The organism is Mesorhizobium sp. LSJC269B00 (assembly GCF_000502815.1).
In the GTDB taxonomy this organism is placed as follows: Bacteria; Pseudomonadota; Alphaproteobacteria; order Rhizobiales; family Rhizobiaceae; genus Mesorhizobium.
In genome coordinates this window covers 695,077-721,138 of the sequence record NZ_AYVN01000001.1, presented here as the reverse complement: position 1 = coordinate 721,138, position 26,062 = coordinate 695,077, and the positions used below count along the sequence as shown (strand labels likewise).

Here is a 26,062-nt window from a genome sequence, read left to right as displayed (position 1 = left end):
TGCATCCAGCCGCGGCGCATAGAAGTGTCGCGAGCCGGGAATGTTCATATATCACGCCGGCAAGAGCCGGCGAAGCGATGTCAGGTCAGGCGCGGGGCACCGTCTCCATCGGGAAGATCATCACCGCGCCTTTGGGACCGCTCTTGTCGGCAAGCCGCATCACGGAGCGCGTTGCCGGCGCCATGCCGATGTCGGCCAGCATGTCGGAAAAACCAGGCGTTCCCGATGCGGCACGCGTCACGGCGCGCACGCCTTCCTGGGCAAGAAAGCTCAGATCCTCTTTCTCGCTTTGCGGCGGCGCCTCGGTCAGCACGGCAATCATGCGCTCCATGCCGAAGCTGGTGTCGGTGAAGGCGAGCAGCCCTTCCTTCAGACCCTGATCGGCCTGCTGATTGATCGGGGCCAGCCGCTCGGCGACGATGTGGGTGATCGAATAGTCGCTGCCGATATACAGCACGTTGATGTCGACGAACTCGTCGGACTCGTTCTTGGCCGCAATGTGTACCTGATCGCCCGGCGAAACGCGCGGCACCTTTGACGATTCGATCGGCTCCAGCGCATCGCTGCCCTGGCGCTTGATCAGGAACTGGACGCTGACCTCGTCCGGCCGGTAGTCGGACGCCGCGGCGAGCCGCGACAGGCCGGTGGCGCGGAAGATCGTGGTCAGGGTCTTGGCTGTGTTTTCCGCAAGCTCGTCGCGGCCATCCTGATGGATGACGATGCGTGGCGGCTTGCTGCCGTCGTTCAGGCTGATGTCGCCGGACGCCGGCAGGAACCACAGCGCCGGTTCGTCGCTGGCGTTGGCGGCAGCGCCGTCCATGGATTTTTCGCGCAGCACCGCAAGCCGCAGATCGGCGCTCTTGCCGGGCTCGACCAGCGCGATGTGGAAGCCGGACTTCGGCTTCGCCACCAATTCGTCCAGAACCGAATTGACCAGCTCGGTTTCCTTTTCGAGCCCTGCGGTCGGCGCCGGCTTTGCCACCAGCAGCTTGTAGTCGACCGCGAGTTCGGCAACGCGCGCATAGGCGCCGGCGGGCACCGCCGTCGGCGCAAGCGCCGGCTTGCCGTCGAATTCGACCGGTGCGAGCTGGCATTCGAGGTTTTTTGCCGATTTCACTTCGAGATAGCCGACGGCGTCGGAGAGCTTCGACAGCGCCGAAGGCAAAATGGCGAGCTTGCTGCCGGGGGTCAGACCCTGCAGCAGCCCGGCGCCGATCGCGACATCGCCGTCCTTGACGGCAATCGGCCATTGCATGACGGCGTCGGTCTTGTCGGTGCCGAACACGCGGGCGTCCAGTTCGCCCTCGAACAGGGGCGTCGGCCTTGTGCGGCCGTCGGCCGAATATTGCTGCAGCACGGCCTGGCCGAGCTGGCGATAGGTGACGTTGGGGTTCTCGGCCAATTTCGACAGGATGGTGAAGGTGAACAGGCCGAAGCGCGGCGCGTCGGGCGTGCCCTTGGGCAGCGGCATTTCCGGCGTCGTCTCGACCGTCTGCGCGGCATAGAAGGCGACCAGCTTGCCCCTGGCGATCGGCTCTGCGCCGGTCGGCGTCAGGTTGAAGGCCGGCTTGCGGCCGCCATTCTCGTCGAAACCGCGCGATGCGCTTGCCGAGATGTCGTCATAGGCCTTCACCGCGGCTGCTCTCGCCGCGTCGTCGCCGCCGACGAGGTCGGCGAACTCGACCTTGCGCTCCAGTTCGTCATCGACTTCCGCGGCGCGCGTCGCGGTGCCGGAATGGCAGCAGTCGAACACCACCCAGACAAAGGCGCCCTTGTCGCGGATGGCGTCGAGTGCGGCGCCGACCTCGTTGTCGACCAGCGCGTTCGGCACGCCCTCTTCGCGGTTGATCCATTTGTCGATATCGGACGGCAGGAAAATCTCGTCGAGGCCGTCGGTCTCGTCACCGGCCTTGGCTTGCGGCTGCTGGGCGCCGTGGCCCGACAGATGCAGATAGACGAAATCGTCGCGTTGCACCTTGCCGGCGAGGTCGGCAAGGGCGGCCTTGATCGCCGCATGCGTCGGCGGGCCGTTGGCGCCTTCGACGTCCTTGGCGAGCAGGATCACATTCTCGGCCGAGAACTTCACCGGATCGGGCGTGTTCTTCAGGAGATAGTCGCGCACCAGGCCGGCATCGTTCTTCGGCCCGATCAGCCAGTTCTTCTGCGGTAGGTTCGGATAGTCGGTGCAGGCAACCAGCAGCGCGTGATAGGTGCGCGAGGCAGCGAGGGCGCGGAACGAGACCGTACCGGCAGCCACAAGCGCCGACGTGCCGACGAGCAGCGTCCGTCGTGTCAGTTTGATCATAATTGCTTCCCCAAGCCCGATCGAATTTGCAAGTGCGGCACCTTTCGTCGCGAATTTTGTCAGTATTTTGGATGTGGTCGGTGCCGTCAATCGGCGGTGGTGGTCATGGTGTCGATGGCGATAACGGAAACAGTGGCAAAAAGCCCGCTTCATCGCTATCTCAAGGGAATTGAGACCGCCGCATGGCAGAAATGATTTGCGAGCGGCGCTGGATCAAACAGATAGAACATGATGTCGTCCGAGAACCGCTTCACACTTTTCGGCATCATGCTCTAAACGATCGGAAAACGGGATCATGGCAGCAAGGGATGTGCTGACGAAGAATCAGCTGAGCGTGCTCGAAAAGCTTGAGGCCGCCAGCGGACCGCTCAGCGCCTATACGCTTCTCGACCAGCTGCGCGAGCGCGGTTTCCGCGCGCCGCTACAGGTCTATAGGGCGCTCGACAGCCTGGTGAAGTCAGGCTTCGTGCACCGGTTGGAAAGCCTCAACTCCTTCGTCGCCTGCGCCGAACCGCACGACCATACGCATTCGATGACAGCCTTCGCTATCTGCGACACATGCGGGCAGGTGATGGAGATGTCCGACCATGACGTCGGCCACCGGCTGGACGAATGGGTGCGCTCGACCGGGTTTGCTGCGAAGAAGGCGGTCATCGAGTTTCGGGGGACGTGTGCCAAGTGCCTGGCTGAGGCGGCTTAGCTTGCTTCCTACTTGAGCCGAGGCGGTGCGCTATTCTCGAATTCGTTCAAGAATGTCTCATAGACGACGTACCGCGTAGGCCCAGGTGTTAGCTGCTCCATAAGCAGGGGTTTCACCTCGTCGAGCCAAGATAATTTGCCAAGCCCAGACCCGATTTTTGGCAAGGCGATGGATTCTACCCGGTTTTTGTCGGCCCATTTCACAAGCCCGCGAACTGCTTTCCGTAAATAGGGAAGCGTGGCGTGATACATATATCTGGCTGGGTTGCCAGATAAATGAAGCCCGGCTGATTGCCGTCTGGCTCCAATGTCCAGATATGACCCCCAATAAACCTGCCGGTCCGAGCATATTTCTTGAACGCAGCCTGCACATTCGGCCACTTTTTCGAAATCTTCAGCGCAAGTCCGGTGCCAAGGCCCTCTTGATTGCCCTCTGCCACGCCTTGAGCGATATAGCTTTCCTGGGCGGCCAGCAGGTCTCCGGTGACAAAGACAATCATCGCACCTTCAATGCGCCTCGTCCCAGTTGTTCGCTGCGCGGGCATCGACATGCAGCGGCACCGACATCGAGATGGCTGGCATCGGCGCGTTCTCCATCACCCTGCGCACCACGGGGATCGTCGCCTCGACTTCCGCTTCAACCGTCTCGAAGATCAATTCGTCATGCACCTGCAAGAGCATGCGGGCGGACAGGCCGGCCTTTTCCAGCGCCTCGTCCATATGCACCATGGCGCGGCGGATGATATCGGCAGCGGTGCCTTGCAGCCTGGCGTTGATCGAGGCGCGCTCGTTGAAGGCACGGATCGACGGGTTTGACGACCGGATCTCAGGATAGTGGATGCGGCGGCCGAAGATGGTTTCGACGAAGCCATGCTCGCGGGCATAGGCTTTTGTTGCCTCGATATAGTCGCGGATGCCGGGGAAACGCTCGAAGTATTTCTTGATGTAGGCGCCGGCCTCCTCGCGCGGGATCGACAGCTGGTTGGCCAGCCCAAAGGCCGAGATGCCGTAGATGATGCCGAAATTGATTGCCTTGGCGCGGCGGCGCACTTCGGAAGGCATGCCTTCGACCGGCACGTTGAACATTTCCGAGGCGGTGATGGCGTGGATGTCGGCGCCATCGGCGAAGGCCTGCTTCAACTGCGGGATCTCGGCGACGTGGGCAAGCACGCGCAGTTCGATCTGGCTGTAGTCGGCCGAGACCAGTTTCTGGCCCTTGTCGGCGATGAAGGCCGTCCTGATCTTGCGTCCCTCCGCGGTGCGCACCGGGATGTTCTGCAGATTGGGATCGGAGGAGGACAGCCGGCCCGTCGTCGTTGCGGCCAGCGCATACGATGTGTGCACGCGCCTGGTGTCGGGATGGATGAAGCCGGGCAGCGCGTCGGTGTAGGTCGATTTCAGCTTGGTCAGCTGGCGCCAGTCGACGATCTTGCGCGGCAGTTCGTGGCCTTCGGCGGCGAGGTCTTCCAGAAGCTGCGCGGAGGTCGACCATTGCCCGGTCTTGGTCTTGGAGCCGCCGGGCAGGCCCATGCGGCCGAACAGGATGTCGCCGAGTTGCTTTGGCGACCCGATGTTGATGCGCTCGCCGACAAGGCCGTAGATCTCCTCCTCCAGCCGTGCAGCGCCTTGCGCCAGCTCGCCGGAGAGCCGCGACAGGATCTGGCGGTCGACCGAGATGCCGCGCTGTTCCATCCGCGCCAGCACCGGCACCAGCGGCCGTTCCAGCCGCTCATAGACCGAAACCAGGCCCTTGGCGGCAAGTCGCGGCTTCAGCACCTGCCATAGCCGCAGCGCTACGTCGGCATGGCCGGCGGCGTAGGCGGTCGCCCGGTCGATGTCGACCTGCTCGAACCCGACCGAGCTTCTGCCGGAACCGGCGAGATCCTTGAGCGGCGTCGTGGCATGGCCGAGCCATTTGTCGGCAAGCGAGGACAAAGTGTGGTGGCCGGTGCCGGCGTCGAGCACATAGGAAATCAACATCGTGTCGTCGAAGGGTGCGATATCGATGCCGTGGCGGCTCATGACGACGATGTCGTATTTGGCGTCCTGGGCGATCTTGAGCACCGATTTGTCTTCCAGCAACGGCTTCAGCAGCGCCAGCGCCTCGCGGACCGGAATCTGGTTCTCCAGCGTGCCGCCGCCGAGCAGGTCGCCAGCGCCGCTCTTGTGGGCGAGCGGCACATAGGCGGCGCGGCCGGGGCCGATCGCCAGGGAGAAACCGATGAGGTCGGCCAGCATCGGATCGGAAGACGTGGTTTCGGTGTCGAAGGCGACGGTTCCGGTCTCCTTGGCTTGGGCCAGCCAGGTCTCGAGCGTTGCCGTGTCGCGGATGGCGACATAGGCGGCAGGATCGATTTTGGCCGCGGCGGCCGTTTCCAGGCGAAGTGCGGCAAGCAGCGAAGGCGCGTCCCCGGCCCTTGCGGTTTCGGATTTGGCTTCATCCTGTGTTGCCGCAGGCACCGGTGTGCCGGAGCCGACATCGGGGCCGTGCGCGGTGTCGGCGCGCTCGACGGTGACGGCGACAGCCTGCACATCGCCGGCTTCGGTGCTGGTCGCCTCGGCCACACGGCGGGTCAGCGAGGTGAATTCCATGGTTTTGAGAAAGCCGATCAGCTTCGGCCCATCCGGCGCATGCAGCACGAAATCGTCGAGCCCGTCGGTCACCGGCACGTCGTTCTTCAGCGTCACCAGCTGGCGCGATATGCGCGCCTTGTCGGCATTGGCGATGATGGATTCGCGCCTCTTGTCCTGCTTGATCTCGCTGGCCCGGGCGAGCAGCCCGTCAAGGTCGCCGAACTGTTCCAGAAGCTGCGCCGCCGTTTTCGGCCCGATGCCGGGTACGCCCGGCACATTGTCGACGGAGTCGCCGGTCAGCGCCTGCAGGTCTATCATCTTTTCCGGCGGCACGCCCCATTTCTCGATGACTTCGGGGATGCCGATCTGGCGGTCCTTCATCGGGTCGTACATGCCGACCGTGGGTCCGACCAGCTGCATCAGATCCTTGTCAGAGGAGATGATAGTGGTGTCGCCGCCGGCCTCGCACGCCAGCCTGGCATAAGTGGCGATGAGGTCGTCGGCCTCGTAGCCTTCGATCTCGATGCAAGGCAGGTTGAAGGCCACGGTTGCCTGGCGGATCAGACCGAATTGCGGGATCAGGTCTTCGGGCGGTGCGTTGCGGTTGGCCTTGTATTCCGGGTAAAGATCGTTGCGGAAGGTTTTCGACGAATAATCGAAAATGACCGCTAAATGCGTCGGCACGATGCCTACATCGGTGTTGCGGGCGTCCTGCATCAGCTTCCACAACATGTTGCAGAAGCCGGAGACCGCGCCGACCGGCAGCCCATCGGATTTGCGGGTCAGCGGCGGCAGCGCATGATAGGCGCGAAAGATGTAGCCGGAGCCGTCGATAAGGAAGAGATGGTCGCCTTTTTTCATGCCGGCAGGGATAGCGCGGCAGGACGGCGCGGTCCATGGCAAAGGCGGGCTTCCAACAGGTGTTGCGGCGACATGCTGACAGAGCCTGCCTGCCGATAGGTCCTGCTGCTGTTTGCCTCGGCGCTCAGGGCTATGTTACAAAAGTGTAATTTTTGTGCCCTTGAAACGCCACGATCCGAGACACAAATAAAGGTCATCGGCAGTTTTCGCCGAGTCCGGAGCAAGGCCCGTCCCCCGCCTATCCCGGACAATTGCGGCAGCCTATCCCCCCTCTCCGGGCTGCCGCATCGTTTCGAGTAAAAGACCGCCGTGGTTCCCCTCCACCACGGCGGTTCTTTTTTGCCTTCTGACAAGTGCTTACGGTCCGTGGTCCAACGATCGCGGGCTTTTCGTTTTGATGCGCTGCCTTTACGGTCCCGGCACCGAAAAGAAAGGCCCGCAGTAATGTCCACCATTTCCTCCGTCCTCGACCGTCTCGACAAAAATCTCGACCAGAGCCTGGAGCGCCTGTTCGGCCTGCTCCGCATCAAGTCGATCTCCACCGATTCAGACTATGCCGCCGACTGCCGCAAGGCCGCCGAATGGCTGGTGGCGGACCTCAAGCTGATCGGCTTCGACGCTTCGGTGCGCGACACGCCGGGACACCCGATGGTGGTTGCGCACCATGAAGGCCCCGCCGGTTCGCCGCATGTGCTGTTTTATGGCCATTACGACGTGCAGCCGGTCGATCCGATCGAGCTTTGGGAGAACGACCCGTTTGCGCCGGCGGTCAAGGAGATCGAGCCCGGTCACAAGGTAATCACCGGCCGTGGCTCGGCCGACGACAAGGGGCAGCTGATGACCTTCGTCGAGGCCTGCCGCGCCTGGAAGCAGGTGCATGGCAATCTGCCCTGCCGCATCACCATCCTGTTCGAGGGCGAGGAGGAGTCCGGTTCGCCGTCGCTGAAGCCGTTCCTCGAGGCCAATGCCGATGAGCTCAAGGCCGATTTCGCTCTGGTCTGCGACACCGGCATGTGGGACCGCGAAACGCCGTCGATCTGCGTTTCGCTGCGCGGAATGGTCGGCGAGGAGGTCACCGTCAAGGCCGCCGATCGCGACCTGCATTCGGGCCTCTATGGCGGCGCCGCCGCCAACCCGATCCGCATCCTGGCGAAAATCCTCGCCGACATCCATGACGAGAACGGCCACATCACCATTCCCGGCTTCTATGACGGGGTCGAGGAAACGCCGTCGCAGATCCTGAAATCATGGGAAACTCTGGGCGAGACCGCCGAAACCTTCCTCGGACCGATCGGCCTCTCGATCCCGTCGGGCGAAAAAGGCCGCTCGGTGATGGAACTGACCTGGGCGCGGCCGACGGCCGAGTTCAACGGCATCATCGGCGGCTACACCGGCAAGGGGTTCAAGACGGTGATCGCGGCGGAAGCGTCGTCGAAAATCTCCTTCCGCCTCGTCCACAAGCAGGACCCCGAGAAGATCCGCGCCGCGTTCCGGGAATTCGTCAAGGCGCGCATTCCCAGGGACTGTTCGGTCGAATTCCACCCGCATGGCGGCGGGCCGGCAATTCAGCTTTCCTACGACTCGCCATTCCTGGCCAAGGCCAAGACTGCGCTGTCGGATGAATGGCCGAAGCCAGCGGTGACGACCGGCAGCGGAGGCTCGATACCGGTGGTCGGCGACTTCCAGACCTATCTCGGCATGGAATCGCTGCTGGTCGGGTTCGGGCTCGACGACGACCGCATCCACTCGCCCAACGAGAAATACGAGCTGACCTCCTTCCACAAGGGCCAGCGCTCCTGGGCGCGCATTCTCGATGCGCTGACGCGCTGAGGAGGCTGGGAAGTTTTCTTGTTGATTTTTCAGCGGATCGCGGCGAGGACGAGTTACGCCGCGATCCGGAGACAACTATGCCCGACATCCGCTTCCACAAGAACGATCTGCCCGACCTCGCCCACTACAATGTCGACGCGGTGGCCATCGATACCGAGACGCTGGGGTTGAACCCGCACCGCGACCGGCTTTGCGTGGTGCAGATCTCGCCCGGCGATGGCTCGGCCGACGTGATCCAGATCGCGCCCGGCCAGAAGAAAGCGCCGAACCTCGTCAGCCTGCTCCGCAACCGCGGCATATCGAAACTGTTCCACTACGGCCGTTTCGACCTCGCCGTGCTGTACAATGCCTTCGGCGTCATGCCGGAGCCGGTGTTCTGCACCAAGATCGCCTCGCGGCTGACCCGCACCTATACCGACCGGCACGGCTTGAAGGACATCTGCTTCGAACTGCTTGGCGTCGGCCTGTCGAAGGCGCAGCAATCGTCGGACTGGGCGGCCGAGACCCTGTCGCCCGAACAGCTCGAATATGCCGCTTCCGACGTTCTCTATCTGCACCGTCTGCGCGAGGTGCTGGCTGGACGCCTGGCGCGGGACGGGCGCACCAAGGAAGCCGACGCCTGCTTCCGCTTCCTGCCGACGCGTGCCAAGCTCGATTTGATGGGTTGGGACGAAGAGGATATTTTTGCCCACAGCTGATGGCCTTCGGATAACGCTTCCGGCAGCCTTGCAACCAGACACGCGTCGTGGCGTTCTGTCGACTCAATGAGGGGGATGACGTGGCAGACCGCAAACCGATAGCGACCGCCCCGACGGATGGATCCAAGGTCACTGTTCTGTGGAAGGACGGCGCCGGCGTCGTCAGCGAATCCGTCGGGCAATATCGCGACGGCGCCTGGTGGGTCTACACCGACAGCGATACCCAGAAAAAGGTCGACCCGACCAGCTGGCGGCCAGTCTCCAGCGACGATGACGACGATCAATGAGCGCCGCTGGCGGGTGCAACTGCTTTCGCATAGCCTGAAGCCGTTGATATCGAGGCCGATTCGGGGCCTTCCGCTCCGTAGCCTCTCTTCCTGGAGGAACGCGTCATGGGCATCGAAAGCCTTCTCATCTTCATCATAATCGGCGCCATTGCCGGCTGGCTCGCCGGCCTCATCGTCTCGGGCTTCGGCTTCGGCCTCATCGGCAACATCGTCGTCGGCATTATCGGCGCCCTGATCGCCGGCTGGCTGTTTCCAAGGCTGGGCTTCGCAATCGGCGGCGGCATTCTGGCTGCCATCATCAACGCCACGATCGGCGCTGTCATCCTGCTGGTGCTGGTCAAGGTCTTGAAGCGAGCGTGACGCTCTAAGTTTCATTCAACGCAATTCCTCAGGAGAAAGCCTGTGCTTTCCTGGAATTGCTGCCAAAGGAGCGCGCCGTGAAACAGAACACTCTCTATCTCCTTGTCGGCGCGCTCGTTGTCGTGGTCATCGCGCTCGGTGCATATGTCTATCACGAACAGACCAAGCCCAAGGGCGTCGAACTGAAGATCGACGACAAGGGCATTTCGATCCAGCAGAATTGAAATATTCGGGGTAGCCAGGGCCTCTGCCTTTTGCGGCAGACAGGCCGCGAGGATGCGCCTTTCGGACCCAGTTGGCGGCAGCGGATTTTAGAAATTCTTAAGGAATTTCAGAAGGGTGCATAAACCCTGCTTTAACGCGCCCTTAAACCGCCGCATCTACCCTCCAACCCGAGCGCCATTGATACCGGGAAGACAGCGCAACGCATGGCGAACCGCAGAGACAGTCGCATCGAACCCAGCTTCGAGGGATCGCCAAAGGCGAAATCCGCGGCCGGTTTTTCGGTGAACGAGGAGGATCGGGTCGTGCCGGCCAATCGCAAATCATCTTCGGCGCGCAAAACCTCCAAGGCAAAATCATCGTCACGCGGCAAGCGAGGCAAAGCCCGGCGCGGCCTTTTCGGCGTGATGGCCCGGATGTTCTACTGGTGCTTCGTGCTCTGCATCTGGGGCGGCATCGCCGTGGCCGGCATCGTCGTCTATTACGGCGCCAAGATGCCGGCGGCGACCACCTGGTCGATCCCCGACCGTGCGCCCAACATCAAGATCGTCTCGGTCGACGGGCAACTGCTTGCCAACCGCGGCATGAGCGGCGGCGAGGCGGTCGGCCTGCACGAAATGTCGCCCTACATTCCGGAAGCCGTCATCGCCATCGAGGACCGCCGCTTCTATTCGCATTTCGGCATCGACCCGATCGGCCTGTCACGCGCCATGGTGACCAATGTTCTGGGCCGGCGTTTCTCGCAGGGCGGCTCGACGCTGACCCAGCAACTGGCCAAGAACCTGTTCCTGAAGCCCGACCGCACGCTGGAGCGCAAGGTGCAGGAAGTGCTGCTGGCGCTGTGGCTGGAGCACAAGCATACCAAGGACCAGATCCTCGAAATGTACCTCAACCGGGTCTATTTCGGCTCCGGCGCCTATGGCGTCGAGGCGGCCTCGCGCCGCTATTTCGGCAAGAGCGCGCGCGATGTCACTCTGTCGGAGGCGGCCCTTCTCGCCGGCCTCTTGAAGGCGCCGTCGCGACTGTCGCCGGCGCGGGATCCGAAGGCGGCGGAGGAGCGTTCGCAGCTGGTGCTCGCCGCCATGCGCGACGAAGGCAAGATCAGCGCTAAGGAACTGGCCTCGGCGATGAGCGCGCCGGCAACGCGCGCGCCATCCTACTGGACCGGTTCGGAAAACTACGTCGCCGACACCATCATGGAAGAGCTGCCCGATTTGATCGGCGACGTGCGCAGCGACATCGTCGTCGACACCACCGTCGACCTCAACCTGCAGAAGCTCGCCGAAGAGTCGATCCGCCGGCTGATCGACGAGAGCGGCAAGAAGCTCAATGTCAGCCAAGGCGCGCTGGTCTCGATCGACAATTCCGGCGCCGTGCGCGCCATGGTCGGCGGCTACGACTATTCGACGAGCCAGTTCGACCGCGCCTCCGAAGCACGCCGTCAACCGGGCTCGGCGTTCAAGCCGTTCGTCTATATGGCCGCGCTGGAAGCTGGTCGCACGCCCGACAGCGTGCGCAACGACGCACCGATCAAGATCGGCAAGTGGACACCGGACAATTACGGCGGCAAATATTTCGGCAAGGTGACGCTGGCGACCGCGCTGGCGAAATCGCTGAATTCTGTCGCGGCACAGCTGACCATGGAGGTCGGCCCCGACGCGGTGGTCGAGGCGGCGCACCGCATGGGCATCCAGTCCGATCTGATCGCCAACACCTCGATCGCGCTCGGCACTTCGGAAGTGACGCCGCTGGAGCTGACATCGGCCTATGTGCCGTTCGCCAATGGCGGCTACAAGCCTGACATCCATTTCATCCGCCGCATCACCACGACCGAAGGCAAGGTGCTCTATGACGACAATGGCGGCAGCGCGCCGCGCGTCGTCAAGCAGAACATTGTCGGCATGATGAACTCGATGATGACTGGCACGGTCGAGATCGGCACGGCGAAGAAGGCGGCCTTCGCCTGGCCGTCTGCCGGCAAGACCGGAACCAGCCAGAATTCGCGCGACGCCTGGTTCGTCGGTTACACCGCAAACCTCACCACCGGCGTATGGTTCGGCAATGATGACGGCACGCCGATGAAGAAGGTCACCGGTGGCGCGTTGCCGGCACAGGCCTGGCACGAATTCATGGTGGCGGCGCATGAAGGCGTGCCGGTCAGGCCGCTGCCCGGGACCTGGAAATCGACGCCTCCAGATACCATCGTGCCCGACGATATTCCGTCAGTCGATAACAATCAGGCGGCGCCGTTGCCTGCCGTGGCCGTCAGCCGTTCGGAGCCTGCTGCCGCGCCGGCACCTGCTGCTGCACCGGCACAAGCACCGGTCCGCCGTCCGGCCGAAACGGTCGATGCCGACGGTTTCAACATGCCGGGCGACGGCGGCACCACGGCCTCGATCAAGCATCCGGTACCGCCGGGCAGCGTCGGCGGCCCGACCAAGAAGCGGAAAACCTCAATCCTGGATATTCTCGGCGGCGGCTGAGCGGCTCGTCATTCTAGCTTCGAATCAAATGCGAGCTGGCAATCCGTTCCTCATATGAGAGCTGCGGTGACAATTCGGCCTCTCGCCACCTTCGCGGCATTCGGCTACATCTCCGGCCGGAGTGACAGACATGGCTGAGACCGACATCAGAAAAACCATCGTGCTGACCGGAGCCAGCCGCGGCATCGGCCATGCCACGGTCAAGCGCTTTTCGCGTGAGGGCTGGCGGGTCATCACCTGTTCGCGCCAGGCTTTTGCCGAGGATTGCCCGTGGCCGGCCGGCCCGGAGGACCACATCAAGGTCGATCTCGCCGACCAGGAGGATGTCGGCATCGCCGTCTCGGAGATCCGTCACCGGCTGGAAGCGCATGGCGGGCAATTACACGCGCTGGTCAACAATGCCGGCATTTCGCCGAAGCTCAAGGACGGCAACAGCCGCATGGATTCGATCGACACGCCGATGCATGTCTGGCGCGATGTGTTCCAGGTAAATTTCTTCGCGCCGATCATGCTCGCGCGTGGTCTCTTCAAGGAGCTTGCGGCAGCAAAAGGTTCGATCGTCAACGTCACCTCGATCGCCGGCACGCGCGTGCATCCTTTCGCCGGCACCGCCTATGCGACCTCGAAGGCGGCACTCGGCTCGCTGACGCGCGAGATGGCGCATGATTTCGGCCCGCACGGCATCCGCGTCAATGCGATTGCGCCGGGCGAGATCGACACCGCGATCCTGTCGCCTGGCACCGACAAGATCGTCGAGACGATCCCACTCAGGCGCCTTGGCGCCACCTCGGAAGTCGCCGACATCATCTTCTTCCTGTGCTCGCAGCAGGCGTCCTATGTGACGGGCTCGGAAATCCACATCAATGGCGGCCAGCACGTCTGAGCGCTGACAGACTGCTCATTCGGCGATGGTGAGAACAGCCTTGCCGCTGAAGCTGCGCTGTCGCAGGGCGTCCAGAGCCTGGGCGATGTCTGTCCACGGCACGGTCATGGACACGCGGGTTTCCAGCCGGCCAGCCGCGACCAGAGCGAGCAGCGAGGCGATGTCCGCGCCAATGGCTGGACCGGATGTGTAGTAGGCGAAAGTCTGAAGCCTCGCTCCCTCATGGCCTGGAACGAATTGTCTGAAACCAACCGGCGTGAGTTCGCCGCTGCTCGAACCGAACATGACGATGGTGCCGCCGGGGGCGACGCGTTCGATGGCATGGGCGAGGCTTTGGCCGCCGACCGACTCGGTGATCAGAGAGAATGGCCCTTCGGCCAGTTCGATCGACTCGACGACTTCGTGAGCACCAAGACCGCGGAGATCCTCGGCGTGCCGGGCGGCGGCGATTGCAGTCACCGCGGCGCCTTGCTCGCGGGCGATCTGGATCTGGAAACCGCCGACCGCGCCGCTGGCGCCGGTGATCAACACCTGCTGTCCCGCGAGGTCGCCGCCATGGCGCAAGACCCTGAGCGCCGTCGTGCCCGCGACCGGAAGCGTGGCGGCGGACCCGAAGCTGACCTCGTCCGGGATGACTGCGAGACGGTCGGTCGGAACGGCGACCCGTTCGGCCCAGCCGGCCTCGTCCACCAAAGCCACAACCCGGGCGCCGACGGCAGGCCCGGAGCCATCGGCTGCCGCCCGCTTGATTACTCCAACCACGTCCTGGCCAGGTATCCAGCCTTTTGGGCGTATGGTGAGCAGGCGCAGTTCGCCGCGGTTCAACGAGGTTGCGTGGACGCAGACAAGCGCTTCGTTGGCGAGGGGTTGAGGTTCGTTGGCCTCGGCAAACGTCAGTCCGGTGGGGCTGTCGGGAGAGATGACGAGGGCGCGCATGGGAAGCCTTCCTGCCGGTTTGTGAAATGCCAGCCACGAACCAGAGCCTATCGACTTCCCGGATCAAAGAATTTAGCTATCATGGCGAATAGTCGCTAAAAGCCGTCAATCATGAGACAGCCTCTCCGCTACCCCTGGGCCAATTTCGACGTCGATGATGTGATCGCTCCTGCAATTGCGGTTCGCGTCGATGTCACCGAAACCAAAGCGGAAGTGGCGACCCATTGGCATCGGAAGGGCCAGCTCGTCTTCGCGCTCGGCGGTGGCGTCACCTGCCGCGTGCCCAGCGGTCTGTGGATGGTGCCGCCGCATTGCGGGGTGTGGATTCCCGGTGGCATGGGACACAGCAATATCGCCACCGCCAATGCGCGGATTTTCTTCGTCTATATCGAGCCGGGAGCCGCCGATCTGCCGGACCGCTGCTGCACGCTGTCGATCTCGCCATTGTTGCGCGAACTGATCATCGAGCTGGCCGATCGCGTGGAGGAGGATGAGGCGAGGGACGTGCTGCTGACCACGATCCTGCTCTCCGAACTGCCGCGCATGCCGGTTCAGCTATTGCATCTGCCGATCTCCGCCGAGCCGCGCTTGCGGCGGATCGCCGAGGCGCTGGCGCAAGACCCGGCCGACCGCAGCACGCTTGCCGAGTGGGCCAATCGCGTCGCGCTGAGTGAAAGCAGTCTTGCCCGTCTGGTGGTGAAGGAAACCGGCCTGAGCTTCGGCCGCTGGCGCCAGCAATTGCATCTGATCGTCGCCATAAGGGAGCTGGCCTCCGGTGCGAGTGTCCAGCAGGTTTCGGGCGATCTCGGCTACGCCTCCGTCACCGCCTTCATCACCATGTTCAAGAAGGCGCTTGGCAAGCCGCCGGCAAAGTATCTCGCCAGCGTCGCGCACAATGGCGGCTCCGCCTTCGTTGGATGATCGATGCGCCTGTGGCAAGCCTCAGGCCGGGGAGGGCTCAATGGCTTCGGGGCGCGGCATCGGCTTTTGCTCCAGCACTTCTTGCACGATGCCGCGGGCGATCTCGCGTTCGCCCATGATGACGGTGTCGGCGCCGAGGCCTTTGAGATGCTCGACCTCGGCATCGGAATGGGCCCTCGCTATGACGTTGATGCCGGGATTCGCGGCGCGTGCCCTGAGCACGATCTGCCCGGCCTCGAACGCGTTGGGGATGGCAAGGATCAATCGCCTGGCGCCCTGCGGATTGGCGGCGGCGAATACACCTGCATTGGCCGCGTTGCCGGAGACGATTTCGACGCCGTCGTCTCTCAGCCTCGCCAGCGTCTTGTCGGCGTCCTCGATGACCAGGAAGGACAGCGATGCCTGTTTCAGCGCCGCGCCGACCAGGCTGCCGACGCGGCCGTAGCCGATCAGGATGGTGTGGCCCGAAAGCGTTGTGCGTGGCGGTGGGCCATCCTCTTTTGCCGCGGCGGCCACCGAGGCCACTTGTCCGGGCTGCGTCGCCGGGCCGACCGGCTTGGCCTCTTCCGGTGGTGCTGCCTTGGCGGCGCGCGCGTCCAGCCATGGCTTCATCCAGTCGAGGGCGAGGAACATCAGCGGATTGGCCAGGATCGACAGGATGGCGCCTGCCAGGATCAGGTCGCGTCCCTGTTGCGGCAACAGCTTCAGCCCGACGCCGAGCTCCGCCAGGATGAAGGAGAATTCGCCGATCTGCGCGAGGCTGGCCGAGATCATCAAGGCGGTTCCCAGCGGATAGCGGAAGGCGATGACGATGACGAAGGCGGCCAGCGACTTGCCGATGACGATGATGGCCAGCGTCGCCAGGATCGGCCAGCCATTGCTCATCAGGCTGAACGGATCGAACAGCATGCCGACTGAGACGAAGAACAGCACCGAGAAGGCGTCGCGCAGCGGCAGTGATTCCTCCGCCGCGCGGTGGCTGAGCTCGGATTCGCTCATGATCATGCCGGCGAAGAAGGCACCGAGCGCCAGCGAGACGCCGAACAGTTTGGCGGCGCCGAAGGCGACGCCGAGCGCGATCGCCAGCACCGCCAGCCGGAACAGTTCGCGCGAGCCGGTATGGGCGACGTAATGCAGGATCCACGGAATGACGCGGCGGCCAACCACCAGCATGACGATGACGAAGGCGACGACCTTGGCCAGCGTGAGGCCGACGACGCCCCAGATGCCGAAGCTGGCCGGCAGCGACAAAAGGCTCGCATGGTCATCGACCTGCGGCTGGCCGCCGAGCACGCCGGCCAACGCCGGCAAAAGCACCAGCGCCAGCACCATGGCGAGGTCCTCGACGATCAGCCAGCCGACGGCGATGCGGCCGCGCTCGGTCTCGATCAGCCGTCGCTCCTGCAACGCGCGCAACAGCACCACTGTGGACGCGACGGAAAGCGCTAGGCCGAAGACGAGGCCTGCGCCCATCGACCAGCCGAGCATCCAGGCAAGGCCGGCGCCCAGCGCGGTGGCAAAGCCGATCTGGACGATGGCGCCGGGTACGGCGATGGCGCGGACGGAGAGAAGATCCTTCAGCGAGAAATGCAGGCCGACGCCGAACATGAGCAGGATGACGCCGATTTCGGCCAGCTCATTGGCAAGACCGGCATCGGCGACGAAACCCGGCGTGTTCGGTCCAACCAGCACGCCGGCGACGAGATAGCCGACCAGCGGCGGGATGCGAAAACGGTTGGCGAGCGCCCCGAAGATGAATGCCAGCCCCAGACCGGCGACGATGGTGGCGATAAGGGGCGTGTCATGCGGCATTGTCTATGGAGCGCCTTTCGGGAAATGTCGGGTGTGCGCCGCCCGCAGCCGCCGCCTTTGCAATATGGTGGAGGGGGTGCGGGCGACGCAACCCGCGAGACGTAAATTGGTGGCCAGAGGCGCCGAAAAACGAAAGGCGCGCGCAGCGAAAACGCTGCGCGCGCGAATGATCTATGAGATAGCGTCAGGCTGCCTGCTGCAGCATGGCCTCGATGTCGATCAGCGGGCGGTTGGTCAGTGTCTTTGGGATCTCCGCCTGCACCTTGTCGGTGACTTCCTTGTGCAATTTCTTGCGCATGGTGCCGAGCACCAGCGGCGGCGCGACCAGCACGATGTCGTCGAAGATGCCGTGATGGGCGAGCTTGTAGAGCCGGTCCGCGATCTCTTCGGCAAAGCGTTCCTTGCCCTGCCGGTGCCAGTCGGTTTCCTCAACCGCGCTGCGATGCACGGAGGGGCCGTCATTGTAGCGGCCGGGACTGTCGCTGCCTTGTTCGCGCGTTGCCGGATTGTCCTGGTTCATCTCCTGGAAGAGCTGCAGGTGCGGATAGAGATTGTCGCCCTCGTTCTTCAGGAACAGCGCTTTCTCGCCATCGGCCACCATGACCAGAAGGCCATGTTTCAGGTTGATCTTGCTCATTTGCGGGCTCCTGCTTGAAGGTTCAAATCCAGCCGACGATTGTCTGTTACGGCAGGGGCAGAACGCGTGGCGAAGCGGGAACGTTCCACTTCGTTCGCCGAGATCGCACGCAGCCATATCCAGCCCGATCTAACGTCCATCGGAGCAATGTCCGAGGTGACGGCTTTAATCTACTAAATTAGTAGAATTTAGAAAAAACAATTTTGCAGCTTGGCCGCCTGCCGGATAAAAGAGCCGCAGAACAAGGCCTGCGGCAGCAGCTTGAATCCGCCTGATATGCGGATGTGGAATATTTTTCTCTTGGCCCTTTGGCTTGCGGAAAACCGATTGCCTCCCGTCAGGGGATGCGCGAGTGGGTTCCTTCAGCTTTTTCGCGTCCGCGCCTAAAACTGCCGAATTGTTCCGGAATCTGTTCGTCATGCCGCACACCAATCCCAAGCTCACCGCGTTCCCGGTCTTCATGCGGGTCGAAGGCGAAGCCGTGGCCATCGTCGGCGGCGGAGGCGAAGCGTTGGCCAAGGCGCGGCTACTTGATCAGTCGAGTGCTGTGCTTCGCATCATTGCCGATGTTGCCGACGCCGAATTGCTGAGCTTCATCGCCACGACCGGCGCCATCCGTATCGACGCCCCCTACGACGCCGCGCATCTCGAAGGCGCGGTCCTGGTGTTTGCCGCCAGCGGCGACGAGACGCTCGACCGCCGCGTCGCCCACGATGCGCGCCGCCTTGGCATTCCGGTCAATGCCGTCGACCGGCCGGAGCTATGCGATTTCTTCACCCCGGCGCTGGTCAACCGCGCCCCGGTCGCCATCGCCATCGGCACGGAAGGCGCGGGTCCGGTGCTGGCGCAGATGCTGCGCAGCCGCATCGACCGCATGCTGTCGCCGTCGCTCGGGCCGCTGGCAGCGCTTGCCGCCTCGTTCCGGGGTGCCGCCGAAAAGCTGCTGCCGAAAGGCAACGCCCGCCGCCAGTTCTGGAGCAGTTTTTTCCAGGGTGCACCGGCGCGCGCCGTCGAAGCCGGCGAGCTTTCGCAGGCGCATGACGCCGCCGCCGATCTGTTGCTGTCGAAGGCTCCGGCTTCGGGCCATATCGCGTTGGTTGGCGCCGGGCCAGGTGCTGAGGATCTTCTGACGCTGCGCGCGCATCGGCTTTTGATGGAAGCCGACGTCATCGTCTATGACGCGCTGGTGCCGGAGGCGATCGTCGCCATGGGCCGCCGCGACGCCGAGCGGCTGCCGGTCGGAAAGCGCAAGGGATGCCACACCAAGAGCCAGGCCGAGATCAATGCGCTGCTGGTCGATCTCGGCAGGCAGGGCAAGCGCGTCGTGCGGCTGAAGTCGGGCGACCCGCTCGTGTTCGGCCGCGCCGGCGAGGAGATGGCCGCACTGCGCGATGCCGGCATCGCCTATGATGTCGTCCCCGGCGTCACCGCCGCCTTTGCCGCCGCCGCCGACTTCGAGCTGCCGCTGACGCTGCGCGGCGTCTCCTCGTCGATGGTGTTCACCACCGGCCATGATCTGAAGGGCAATTCGCTGCCGGATTGGGCCAAGCTCGCCATTTCCGGCGCCACCGTCGCCGTCTATATGGGCCGCTCGGTCGCCGCCGAAGTCGCCGGACGACTGATCGAGGCCGGCCTGTCGCCGGACACGGCGGTTGCCGTGGTCGAGAATGCCAGCTTGCAGAACCGCCGCCGTTTCCACGGCACGCTGGCCGATTTGCCGTCGCTGGAAGCGCGCGCCGATCTGGCCGGTCCGGTGATGACCATCATCGGCGACGCGGTTGCCGGCGCCAACTTTGAACGTTCCGAGCCGCTCGCGGCACATAACTATGAGGGCGCCGCCAACGCGGCCGACGCAGAGGTCGAGCCATGAAGATACTGACCGCAAACCGCCTCTCCGACGGCATCGCCGTCTGGTACGCCGATGGTGGCTGGGCCGAGACGGTCGACCATGCCGACCTTGCCCATGACCAAGCGGCAGAGGACAGGCTGGAAGCAATCGGCGCCAAGGCCAACGCCAACAATCAGGTTGTCGACGTCAATCTGATCGACGCTGAAGTCGTCAATGGCATCGTCGTGCCGATGCGGCTGCGCGAAAAGATCCGCGCCGCCGGCCCGACCATCCGGGAAGATCTGGGCAAGCAGGCTGCGCGGGCAGCGTAACAAAATACGGGCGGACGCGCCCTGAAAGACGAAACATGTACCGCTACGATGAGTTCGACCACGATTTTGTCCAGGCCCGCGTCGCCGAGTTCAGCGACCAGGTCGAACGCCGGCTGTCCGGCGAGATCACCGAGGATCAGTTCCGGCCGCTGCGGCTGATGAACGGCGTCTACCTGCAGCTGCACGCCTACATGCTGCGCATCGCGGTGCCCTATGGCACGCTGAACAGCGCGCAACTGCGCATGCTCGGCCACATCGCGCGCAAATACGACAAGGGCTACGGCCACTTCACCACGCGCCAGAACATCCAGTTCAACTGGCCGGCGCTGTCCGACATTCCGGCGATCCTGGCCGATCTCGCCAGCGTCGAGATGCATGCCATCCAGACCAGCGGCAATTGCATCCGCAACGTCACCGCCGATCACTTTGCCGGCGCCGCCGCCGACGAGGTCGCTGATCCGCGCCCCTATGCCGAGATCCTGCGGCAATGGTCGTCTGTGCATCCGGAATTCTCGTTCCTGCCGCGCAAGTTCAAGATCGCGGTGACCGGGGCCGAGCGCGACCGCGCCGCCATCCAGACGCATGATATCGGTCTGCATCTGAAGAAGAACGCCGCCGGCGAGCTCGGCTTTGCCGTCTATGTCGGTGGCGGCCAGGGCCGCACGCCGATGGTGGCGCGCAAGATCCGCGACTTCCTGCCGGAAGCCGACCTGCTGTCCTACTGCACGGCGATCCTGCGCGTGTACAACCTCTATGGCCGCCGCGACAACAAGTACAAGGCGCGCATCAAGATCCTCGTCCACGAGACCGGCGTCGAGGAAATCACCCGCCAGGTCGAGGCCGAATGGCAGGAGCTGAAGGACGCCGAGCTGAAGCTGCCGGAAGCCGACATCCGTGCCATCGACGCCTATTTCGCGCCGCCGGCACTGACCGCCCGGCCGGAAGGCGACGCGGCGATCAAGCTGGCGCGGCTCGATTCCAAAAGCTTCTCGGATTGGCTCGACCAGAATGTCGTGACGCATCGCCATCCCGACTATGCCGCGGTGACGATTTCGCTGAAAGGTATCGGCGAAGTGCCGGGCGATGCCACCGACAGCCAGATGGAAGCGGTCGCCGACATCGCCGAGAAATACGCGTTCGACGAACTGCGCGTCAGCCATGAGCAGAACCTGATCCTGCCGCATGTGGCGCGCGCCGATTTGAAAGCGGTCTACGACGCTTTGGTCGACATTGGCCTCGCGACGGCCAATTCCAACCTGATCAGCGACATCATCGCGTGCCCTGGCCTCGATTATTGCGCGCTGGCGACAGCGCGCTCGATCCCGATCGCGCAGGAGATTTCGCTTCGCTTCGCCTCGCTGGAGCGGCAGCGCGAGATCGGCGAATTGAAGCTGAAGATTTCCGGCTGCATCAATGCCTGCGGACATCACCATGTCGGCCATATCGGTATCCTCGGCGTCGAGAAGAAAGGCTCCGAACTCTACCAGGTGACGCTTGGCGGATCGGCCGACGAGAACACCTCGGTTGGCGAAATCATCGGCCGCGGCTTCTCTTCGGAAGAGATCACGGACGCCATCGAGCAGATCGTCGACACCTATCTCGGCCTTCGGCTCGGTCCCAGTGAACGTTTTATCGACGCCTACCGCCGTGTCGGTCCCGCGCCGTTCAAGGAGGCGCTCTATGCTGGCGAAACCAAGGCCGCTTGACCGCATCGTCGACGTCGACGACAGCATCGCCGCCAAAGCGGCGGGCTTCGACGCGCTGTATGGACATCTGAGCCCGCTCGACATCATCGAACGCGCGGCGAGCGAATTGTTTCATGACGAGATCGCCGCCGTGTCGTCCTTCGGCGCGGATTCCGCCGTCCTGCTGCATATGATCGCCAAGGTCGACCGCACGCTGCCGATCATCTTCCTGGACACCGGCAAGCATTTCGAGGAGACGCTGGGCTATCGCGATGCGCTGGTCGCCGATTTCGGGCTGACCAACATCAGGGTGATCAAGCCCGAAGACGCGGCGCTCGAGCGGGTCGATCCGACCGGCAATCTGCACCAGAGCAATACCGATGCCTGCTGCGACGTGCGCAAGGTCGAGCCGCTGGCGCGCGGCGTCGCCCCCTTCCGGGCCTGGCTGACCGGCCGCAAGCGCTTCCAGGCGGCGACGCGAGCCGCGCTGCCGGTGTTCGAGGCGGTCGGCCCGCGCGTACGCGTCAATCCGCTGGCGCACTGGACGACATCCGACCAGGCTGACTACATGCGCGCGCATGCGCTGCGCGAAAATCCGCTGGTTGCGTACGGCTATCTGTCGATCGGCTGCTTCCCATGCACGCAGCCGGTGCAGCCGGGCGAGGATGCGCGAAGCGGACGCTGGGCCGGTCATGCCAAGACCGAGTGCGGCATCCATCTGTCGGGACTGGAAGTATCGCTGACCGACGCATCCCTTTAAGCTATGGTGATATTCAGGTGAGGCTGGCCTGCAACGGCGGCTTCCGCCCGGAGGCCGTGTGGACCGGCTTTCGCGGACTTCGATTTTGGGGCTTTTAGGAATTTTCGATGACTGAACCGACGACAGCGGAGACCCGCCTCTGGACCCGGACGGGTTTTCGCGAGGACGAGTGGACACATGCCGAAAGTGCGGATGCACTGGCGGGCAATGGCCGCTTCATCCTGCCGTTGCAGGCATTTCTCGGCCTCGATGCCGAAGTGCGGCGCTCGGCCAAGGAGCGGCTTGGCGTCGCGCTGCAGCCCGGCGACCAGCTGGAAAAGATTGTGGATCTGCTCGACCAGCTGTCGCTGGTGGCGCTGGCCTTCCCGGCCTTCAGCGACGGCCGCTCGTTTTCCAAGGGCGAATTGCTGCGCAGCCGCTACCATTTCGAGGGCGCGGTCCGCGCCACGGGCCAGGTGCTCGTCGACCAGCTGCCGCATATGCTGCGCCTCGGCTTCGACGAGTTCGAGATCTCCAACCCGGTTCTGCTGAAGCGCCTCGAAGAAGGCCGCACAGGCGGGCTGGGCCTTTACTATCAGCCGACCGAAGCGTCGGAGCCGAAGGGGCCGAAATACTCCTGGCGGCGCGTTCGCAACAGCTGACGCAGCGGTAATTTCGCCTGTCTTTACAAAGACTGTGATCTCTTGGCTGTCCGGACGGAAGTATCCGCCAGGGAGGAAGCAGATCGGAAGAGCACACGTCTGNGCTGCAAGGTCCTGATGCGCGAGGAGCGCAAGGCCACCTGAGCATATCTTCTGGGAGATGCAGCCGCGCCTTTGGTGCGGCGGTTTGTTTCTTGTTTTATGCGATCCCGAGGGAAAGCGCTGCGCGCTTTTCCCGGGAAAACCGCATCACACTTTGCTGGGATTGCTTTTAGGCCAAGGCCCGCGCTTCGCGAAACGAGATCAGCTTGCGGCGATTCTCGTCCCATAGCGCCAGCTTTACGCAGCGCAGGCTGTCGAGAAGCGTGACGCGGCCGATGCCGCGCAATTCCGGATAGTCGCGCAGCACTTCCTGCAGCCGGTACCCCGGCACCTTGGCCGAGAGATGGTGCACGTGATGGACGCCGATATTGCCGGTGAACCAGTTCAGCACCGGCGGCAAATCGTAATAGGACGAGCCGTGCAGGGCGGCACGCTGGAATTCCCACTCTTCGTCGTTCGCCCATTCCGTCTCCTCGAACTGGTGCTGGACGTAGAACAGCCAGATTCCGGCCGATCCGGCCAGGATCACGATCGGCAAATGGACGATCAGGAAAGCGCCGGGGCCGACCAGCCAGATAAGCAGCGCTGCCGCGACCGCGATCCCGAGATTGGTGGTCATCGACGACACCCAGGGCGTCAGGCCGCCGCGCATCATGCCGACGGGCAGCCTCTGCTCGAAGATGAACAGCCAGATCGGCCCGAGGCCGAACATCACCAGGGGATGGCGGTAGAGACGATAGGCAAGGCGTCCCCGCCAAGACAGTTGCCGGTATTCAGCAACCGTTAACGTCCTGATGTCGCCCATTCCCCGCTCGTCTAGATTGCCGGCGCTGGCGTGATGGGTGGCGTGCGCGCGCCGCCAGCAATCGTAAGGGGTCAGCGTCAGCACGCCGAGCGCGCGGCCGATCCAGTCGTCGGCAGTGCGGTTGGCGAAGAAGGAGCCGTGGCCGCAATCGTGCTGGATCATAAAGATCCGCACCAGAAAACCGGCGGCCGGAAGGATCAGGATCAAGCCCCACCAGTGGCCATAGGAATAGGCTGCCGAAGACAGCGCCCACAGCGTAACGAAAGGAATGAGGGTGATGGCGAGTTCGAGGGTGCTGCGTCGCCGGTCGGGCTTCTTGTAGCGCGCCAGGATCTTCAACCAGGCGCGCTTGCTGTTGGCGGCCGTCTCGGGGGAAATCATGTTCATCAGGAAGCATAGGCGGGGCGTCCCGCTGCCGCAAGGAAAAGCTCACGCAAAATTACTGCGCGTAATTGTCGCGCGATAGCATCGCTATTGACGGCGTTGGCCGCCGGCCATGCTGGCTTCTATGCCGTCCAGCCGGTCGAGCAGGTCCCGGAAACGGGCGGGAATGTCGGCCTCGGTGCGGAAGGCCGGCAAGGTGCGCAAGAAGCGCGTCGTCGCCTCGGTGCCGAACTGGCGCCTGATGTCGGCGGCGAGCTCTTCGCTTCTGTTGCCAGTATTGCGGTCCATTGTCTCAAATCCTGTGTCGGTTTCAAAACTCCTCCAAGCTTTGAATGGTTCCCCATAGCGGGGTATTGGCAAGCAAAGGCTGCCGTTACGGTAAAGTTTGAATTAATTTTGAACGTCCTTGCGCCCCGCACCAAGTCCGACGGGCAGCCCGCAACATTGCCTGCTGTGGGGCGTCCTCCTGGGCTTGCCCCTTGATTTTTGGCCGCCAAACCTCGATATCGGGCGCAAATCCAAACCATTCGAATGACGGGAAATGGCGATGAGCGACCAGACAAAAGACGAACGCGCGCCCGAGGATATCGAAACGGCCGAGGCCGAGCGCACGCAAGGCGGCATCGACAGCGACTATGAAGCGCTGGTGCGGCTGCTGAAGGAAAACGAGGAGCTGAAGGACCGCGCGCTGCGCGTCGCGGCCGAGATGGAGAATCTGCGCCGCCGCACCGCCCGCGACGCGCATGATGCGCGCGCCTATGCGGTGGCCAATTTCGCCCGCGACATGCTGTCGGTGTCGGACAATCTGCGCCGCGCGCTCGACGCTATCCCCGCCGAGGCGAAAGCGGCCGGAGATGCCGGCTTCAAGGCGCTGATCGACGGCGTCGAGATCACCGAGCGCGCCATGCTGTCGACGCTGGAACGGCATGGGGTGAAGAAGCTCGAACCGGAAGGTGAGAAGTTCGACCCGAATTTCCACCAGGCGATGTTCGAAGTGCCCAATCCCGATGTGCCGGCCAACACCGTCGTCCAGGTCGTGCAGCCGGGCTATTCGATCGGCGAGCGCGTGCTGCGGCCGGCCATGGTCGGGGTCGCCAAGGGCGGCCCCAAGATCGCGGCCACCGAAGCGCCGGTCGAGCCGGGGCCGGTGAACGAGCAGGCCGAGAAGGATGCGTGAGTAGGGTAGGCAGTAGGGAATAGGGAATAGGGAATAGGGAATAGGGAATAGGGAATAGGGAATAGGGAATAGGCAGGCGTATCAATCGCGCGGCTTCGTGTTATTCATACTTTCCCTAATTCCCAATCCCTACTACCTCATGTCCCTGACACCCATCGACCTCCTCGACTATGCCGGCGTCGCCGTCTTTGCCGCGACCGGGGCGTTGGCGGCTTCGCGCAAGCAGCTCGACATTATCGGCTTCCTGTTTCTGGCCAGCGTCACCGGCATTGGCGGCGGCACGCTTCGCGACGTCATCCTCAACCTGCCCGTCTTTTGGGTCGCCAACTCCGGCTATGTGCTGGTTTGCGCGGCGGTTGCGGTGCTGGTCTTCTTCATCGCCCACCGCGTCGAATCCCGCTGGAAATGGCTGCTCTGGCTCGACGCCATCGGATTGGCGGCCTTTTCCGTAATGGGCGCGGCCAAGGGGCTGGCCATCACCGGCTCGCCGGTCGTCTCCGTTGTTATGGGCGTGTTGACCGCCACATTTGGCGGCATCCTGCGCGATCTGCTGGCCGGCGAGCCATCGGTGCTGCTCAGGCCCGAAATCTACGTCACCGCCGCACTCGCGGGCGCCGGCCTCTACACACTTTGCGATCTTGCCGGCCTGCCGCCGCTCGCCTCGGATATTGCCGGCTTCGTCGCGGCTTTCCTGGTGCGCGGCGGCGCGCTGAAATTCGGCTGGACCTTTCCGTCCTACAAGAGCCGCCCGGGACGGCGACCGGAGGATATTCCGTAGGGAGGGGATTAGTGAGTAGGGAGTAGTCAGTGGTCAGGAATCCCGGCAGCCTTCACTACTGC

The 26,062-nt window shown here is 63.5% G+C and carries 25 protein-coding genes; 16 read left to right on the top strand and 9 right to left on the bottom strand.

The annotated features are described in order from the left end of the window. Positions 1-85 precede the first annotated feature (85 nt). Positions 86-2,305: a caspase family protein gene (locus X771_RS161340; RefSeq protein WP_023686597.1), complete on the bottom strand. Its 2,220-nt coding sequence runs from the start codon at positions 2,303-2,305 to the stop codon at positions 86-88. A 295-nt stretch (positions 2,306-2,600) separates the two neighbouring features. On the opposite strand from X771_RS161340, the gene X771_RS161345 reads away from it, so the two are divergent. Beyond that, complete coding sequence (locus X771_RS161345; RefSeq protein ID WP_023686595.1) at positions 2,601-3,005, top strand: Fur family transcriptional regulator; 405 nt, start codon at positions 2,601-2,603, stop codon at positions 3,003-3,005. 199 nt (positions 3,006-3,204) lie between these two features. Here X771_RS161345 and X771_RS1000000168680 read toward each other — a convergent pair whose 3' ends face one another. Beyond that, positions 3,205-3,504, bottom strand: coding sequence for a hypothetical protein (locus X771_RS1000000168680; RefSeq protein ID WP_198025807.1), 300 nt, complete (start codon positions 3,502-3,504; stop codon positions 3,205-3,207). A gap of 7 nt (positions 3,505-3,511) precedes the next feature. Continuing rightward, entirely contained in the window at positions 3,512-6,439 is a 2,928-nt protein-coding gene (gene polA / locus X771_RS161350; RefSeq protein ID WP_023686594.1) for a DNA polymerase I, read from the bottom strand. A gap of 444 nt (positions 6,440-6,883) precedes the next feature. On the opposite strand from polA, the gene X771_RS161355 reads away from it, so the two are divergent. The 7 genes from X771_RS161355 to X771_RS161385 all read left to right on the top strand — a co-directional run bounded on the left by X771_RS161355 (position 6,884) and on the right by X771_RS161385 (position 13,202). Beyond that, positions 6,884-8,269, top strand: a complete 1,386-nt coding sequence (locus X771_RS161355) for a M20/M25/M40 family metallo-hydrolase (protein WP_023686593.1) — start codon at positions 6,884-6,886, stop codon at positions 8,267-8,269. A 77-nt stretch (positions 8,270-8,346) separates the two neighbouring features. After that, complete coding sequence (locus tag X771_RS161360; protein ID WP_023698188.1) at positions 8,347-8,967, top strand: ribonuclease D; 621 nt, start codon at positions 8,347-8,349, stop codon at positions 8,965-8,967. A gap of 80 nt (positions 8,968-9,047) precedes the next feature. Continuing rightward, positions 9,048-9,254, top strand: a complete 207-nt coding sequence (locus X771_RS161365; RefSeq protein ID WP_023683046.1) for a hypothetical protein — start codon at positions 9,048-9,050, stop codon at positions 9,252-9,254. Positions 9,255-9,359: 105 nt separating this feature from the next. After that, on the top strand, positions 9,360-9,614 hold the full coding sequence (locus X771_RS161370; protein ID WP_023683047.1) for a GlsB/YeaQ/YmgE family stress response membrane protein: 255 nt from the start codon (positions 9,360-9,362) through the stop codon (positions 9,612-9,614). 77 nt (positions 9,615-9,691) lie between these two features. After that, entirely contained in the window at positions 9,692-9,838 is a 147-nt protein-coding gene (locus tag X771_RS1000000166270) for a hypothetical protein (RefSeq protein ID WP_023686592.1), read from the top strand. Between the two features lie 204 nt (positions 9,839-10,042). After that, positions 10,043-12,319, top strand: coding sequence for a transglycosylase domain-containing protein (locus tag X771_RS161380; protein WP_023686591.1), 2,277 nt, complete (start codon positions 10,043-10,045; stop codon positions 12,317-12,319). A gap of 130 nt (positions 12,320-12,449) precedes the next feature. Further along, on the top strand, positions 12,450-13,202 hold the full coding sequence (locus X771_RS161385; RefSeq protein WP_023686590.1) for an SDR family oxidoreductase: 753 nt from the start codon (positions 12,450-12,452) through the stop codon (positions 13,200-13,202). A gap of 15 nt (positions 13,203-13,217) precedes the next feature. Here the strand turns inward: X771_RS161385 and X771_RS161390 are convergent, their stop codons facing one another. Beyond that, the gene (locus X771_RS161390) at positions 13,218-14,138 is read right to left on the bottom strand and encodes a zinc-binding dehydrogenase (protein ID WP_023686589.1); all 921 of its coding nucleotides are present in this window, start codon (positions 14,136-14,138) and stop codon (positions 13,218-13,220) included. 111 nt (positions 14,139-14,249) lie between these two features. Between X771_RS161390 and X771_RS161395 the strand changes: the two genes are divergently transcribed. Further along, the gene (locus X771_RS161395) at positions 14,250-15,059 is read left to right on the top strand and encodes a helix-turn-helix transcriptional regulator (protein WP_023686588.1); all 810 of its coding nucleotides are present in this window, start codon (positions 14,250-14,252) and stop codon (positions 15,057-15,059) included. Positions 15,060-15,080: 21 nt separating this feature from the next. On the opposite strand, the gene ybaL is transcribed toward X771_RS161395, so the two are convergent. The 3 genes from ybaL to X771_RS1000000167905 all read right to left on the bottom strand — a co-directional run bounded on the left by ybaL (position 15,081) and on the right by X771_RS1000000167905 (position 17,928). Then, positions 15,081-16,871: a YbaL family putative K(+) efflux transporter gene (ybaL, locus tag X771_RS161400; RefSeq protein WP_023686587.1), complete on the bottom strand. Its 1,791-nt coding sequence runs from the start codon at positions 16,869-16,871 to the stop codon at positions 15,081-15,083. 184 nt (positions 16,872-17,055) lie between these two features. Then, positions 17,056-17,508, bottom strand: coding sequence for a host attachment family protein (locus X771_RS161405; protein ID WP_023686586.1), 453 nt, complete (start codon positions 17,506-17,508; stop codon positions 17,056-17,058). Between the two features lie 165 nt (positions 17,509-17,673). Next, a complete protein-coding gene (locus X771_RS1000000167905) occupies positions 17,674-17,928 on the bottom strand; it encodes a hypothetical protein (protein WP_155923307.1) in 255 nt (84 codons plus the stop codon). On the opposite strand from X771_RS1000000167905, the gene cysG reads away from it, so the two are divergent. The 5 genes from cysG to X771_RS161430 all read left to right on the top strand — a co-directional run bounded on the left by cysG (position 17,927) and on the right by X771_RS161430 (position 22,754). Beyond that, on the top strand, positions 17,927-19,378 hold the full coding sequence (cysG, locus tag X771_RS161410) for a siroheme synthase CysG (RefSeq protein ID WP_023686585.1): 1,452 nt from the start codon (positions 17,927-17,929) through the stop codon (positions 19,376-19,378). The two genes, X771_RS1000000167905 and cysG, sit on opposite strands and share 2 nt — an antisense overlap. Then, positions 19,375-19,668, top strand: a complete 294-nt coding sequence (locus X771_RS161415) for a DUF2849 domain-containing protein (RefSeq protein ID WP_023686584.1) — start codon at positions 19,375-19,377, stop codon at positions 19,666-19,668. The genes cysG and X771_RS161415 overlap by 4 nt, the downstream gene beginning before the upstream one ends. Positions 19,669-19,703: 35 nt before the next feature. Next, positions 19,704-21,374: a nitrite/sulfite reductase gene (locus X771_RS161420; protein ID WP_023683051.1), complete on the top strand. Its 1,671-nt coding sequence runs from the start codon at positions 19,704-19,706 to the stop codon at positions 21,372-21,374. Beyond that, on the top strand, positions 21,349-22,113 hold the full coding sequence (locus X771_RS161425; RefSeq protein WP_023686583.1) for a phosphoadenylyl-sulfate reductase: 765 nt from the start codon (positions 21,349-21,351) through the stop codon (positions 22,111-22,113). Before X771_RS161420 ends, X771_RS161425 begins: the two co-directional genes overlap by 26 nt. A gap of 107 nt (positions 22,114-22,220) precedes the next feature. Continuing rightward, positions 22,221-22,754, top strand: a complete 534-nt coding sequence (locus tag X771_RS161430; protein ID WP_023686582.1) for a DUF934 domain-containing protein — start codon at positions 22,221-22,223, stop codon at positions 22,752-22,754. 271 nt (positions 22,755-23,025) lie between these two features. Here X771_RS161430 and X771_RS161435 read toward each other — a convergent pair whose 3' ends face one another. Together X771_RS161435 and X771_RS161440 are read right to left on the bottom strand one after the other, a co-directional pair. After that, entirely contained in the window at positions 23,026-24,048 is a 1,023-nt protein-coding gene (locus X771_RS161435) for a fatty acid desaturase (RefSeq protein WP_023686581.1), read from the bottom strand. 84 nt (positions 24,049-24,132) lie between these two features. Next, on the bottom strand, positions 24,133-24,333 hold the full coding sequence (locus X771_RS161440) for a hypothetical protein (RefSeq protein ID WP_023669766.1): 201 nt from the start codon (positions 24,331-24,333) through the stop codon (positions 24,133-24,135). Between the two features lie 259 nt (positions 24,334-24,592). Between X771_RS161440 and grpE the strand changes: the two genes are divergently transcribed. Both grpE and X771_RS161450 read left to right on the top strand, forming a co-directional pair. Beyond that, positions 24,593-25,222: a nucleotide exchange factor GrpE gene (gene grpE / locus X771_RS161445; RefSeq protein WP_023686580.1), complete on the top strand. Its 630-nt coding sequence runs from the start codon at positions 24,593-24,595 to the stop codon at positions 25,220-25,222. A gap of 145 nt (positions 25,223-25,367) precedes the next feature. Continuing rightward, a complete protein-coding gene (locus tag X771_RS161450) occupies positions 25,368-26,000 on the top strand; it encodes a trimeric intracellular cation channel family protein (protein WP_023686579.1) in 633 nt (210 codons plus the stop codon). Positions 26,001-26,062 lie beyond the last annotated feature (62 nt).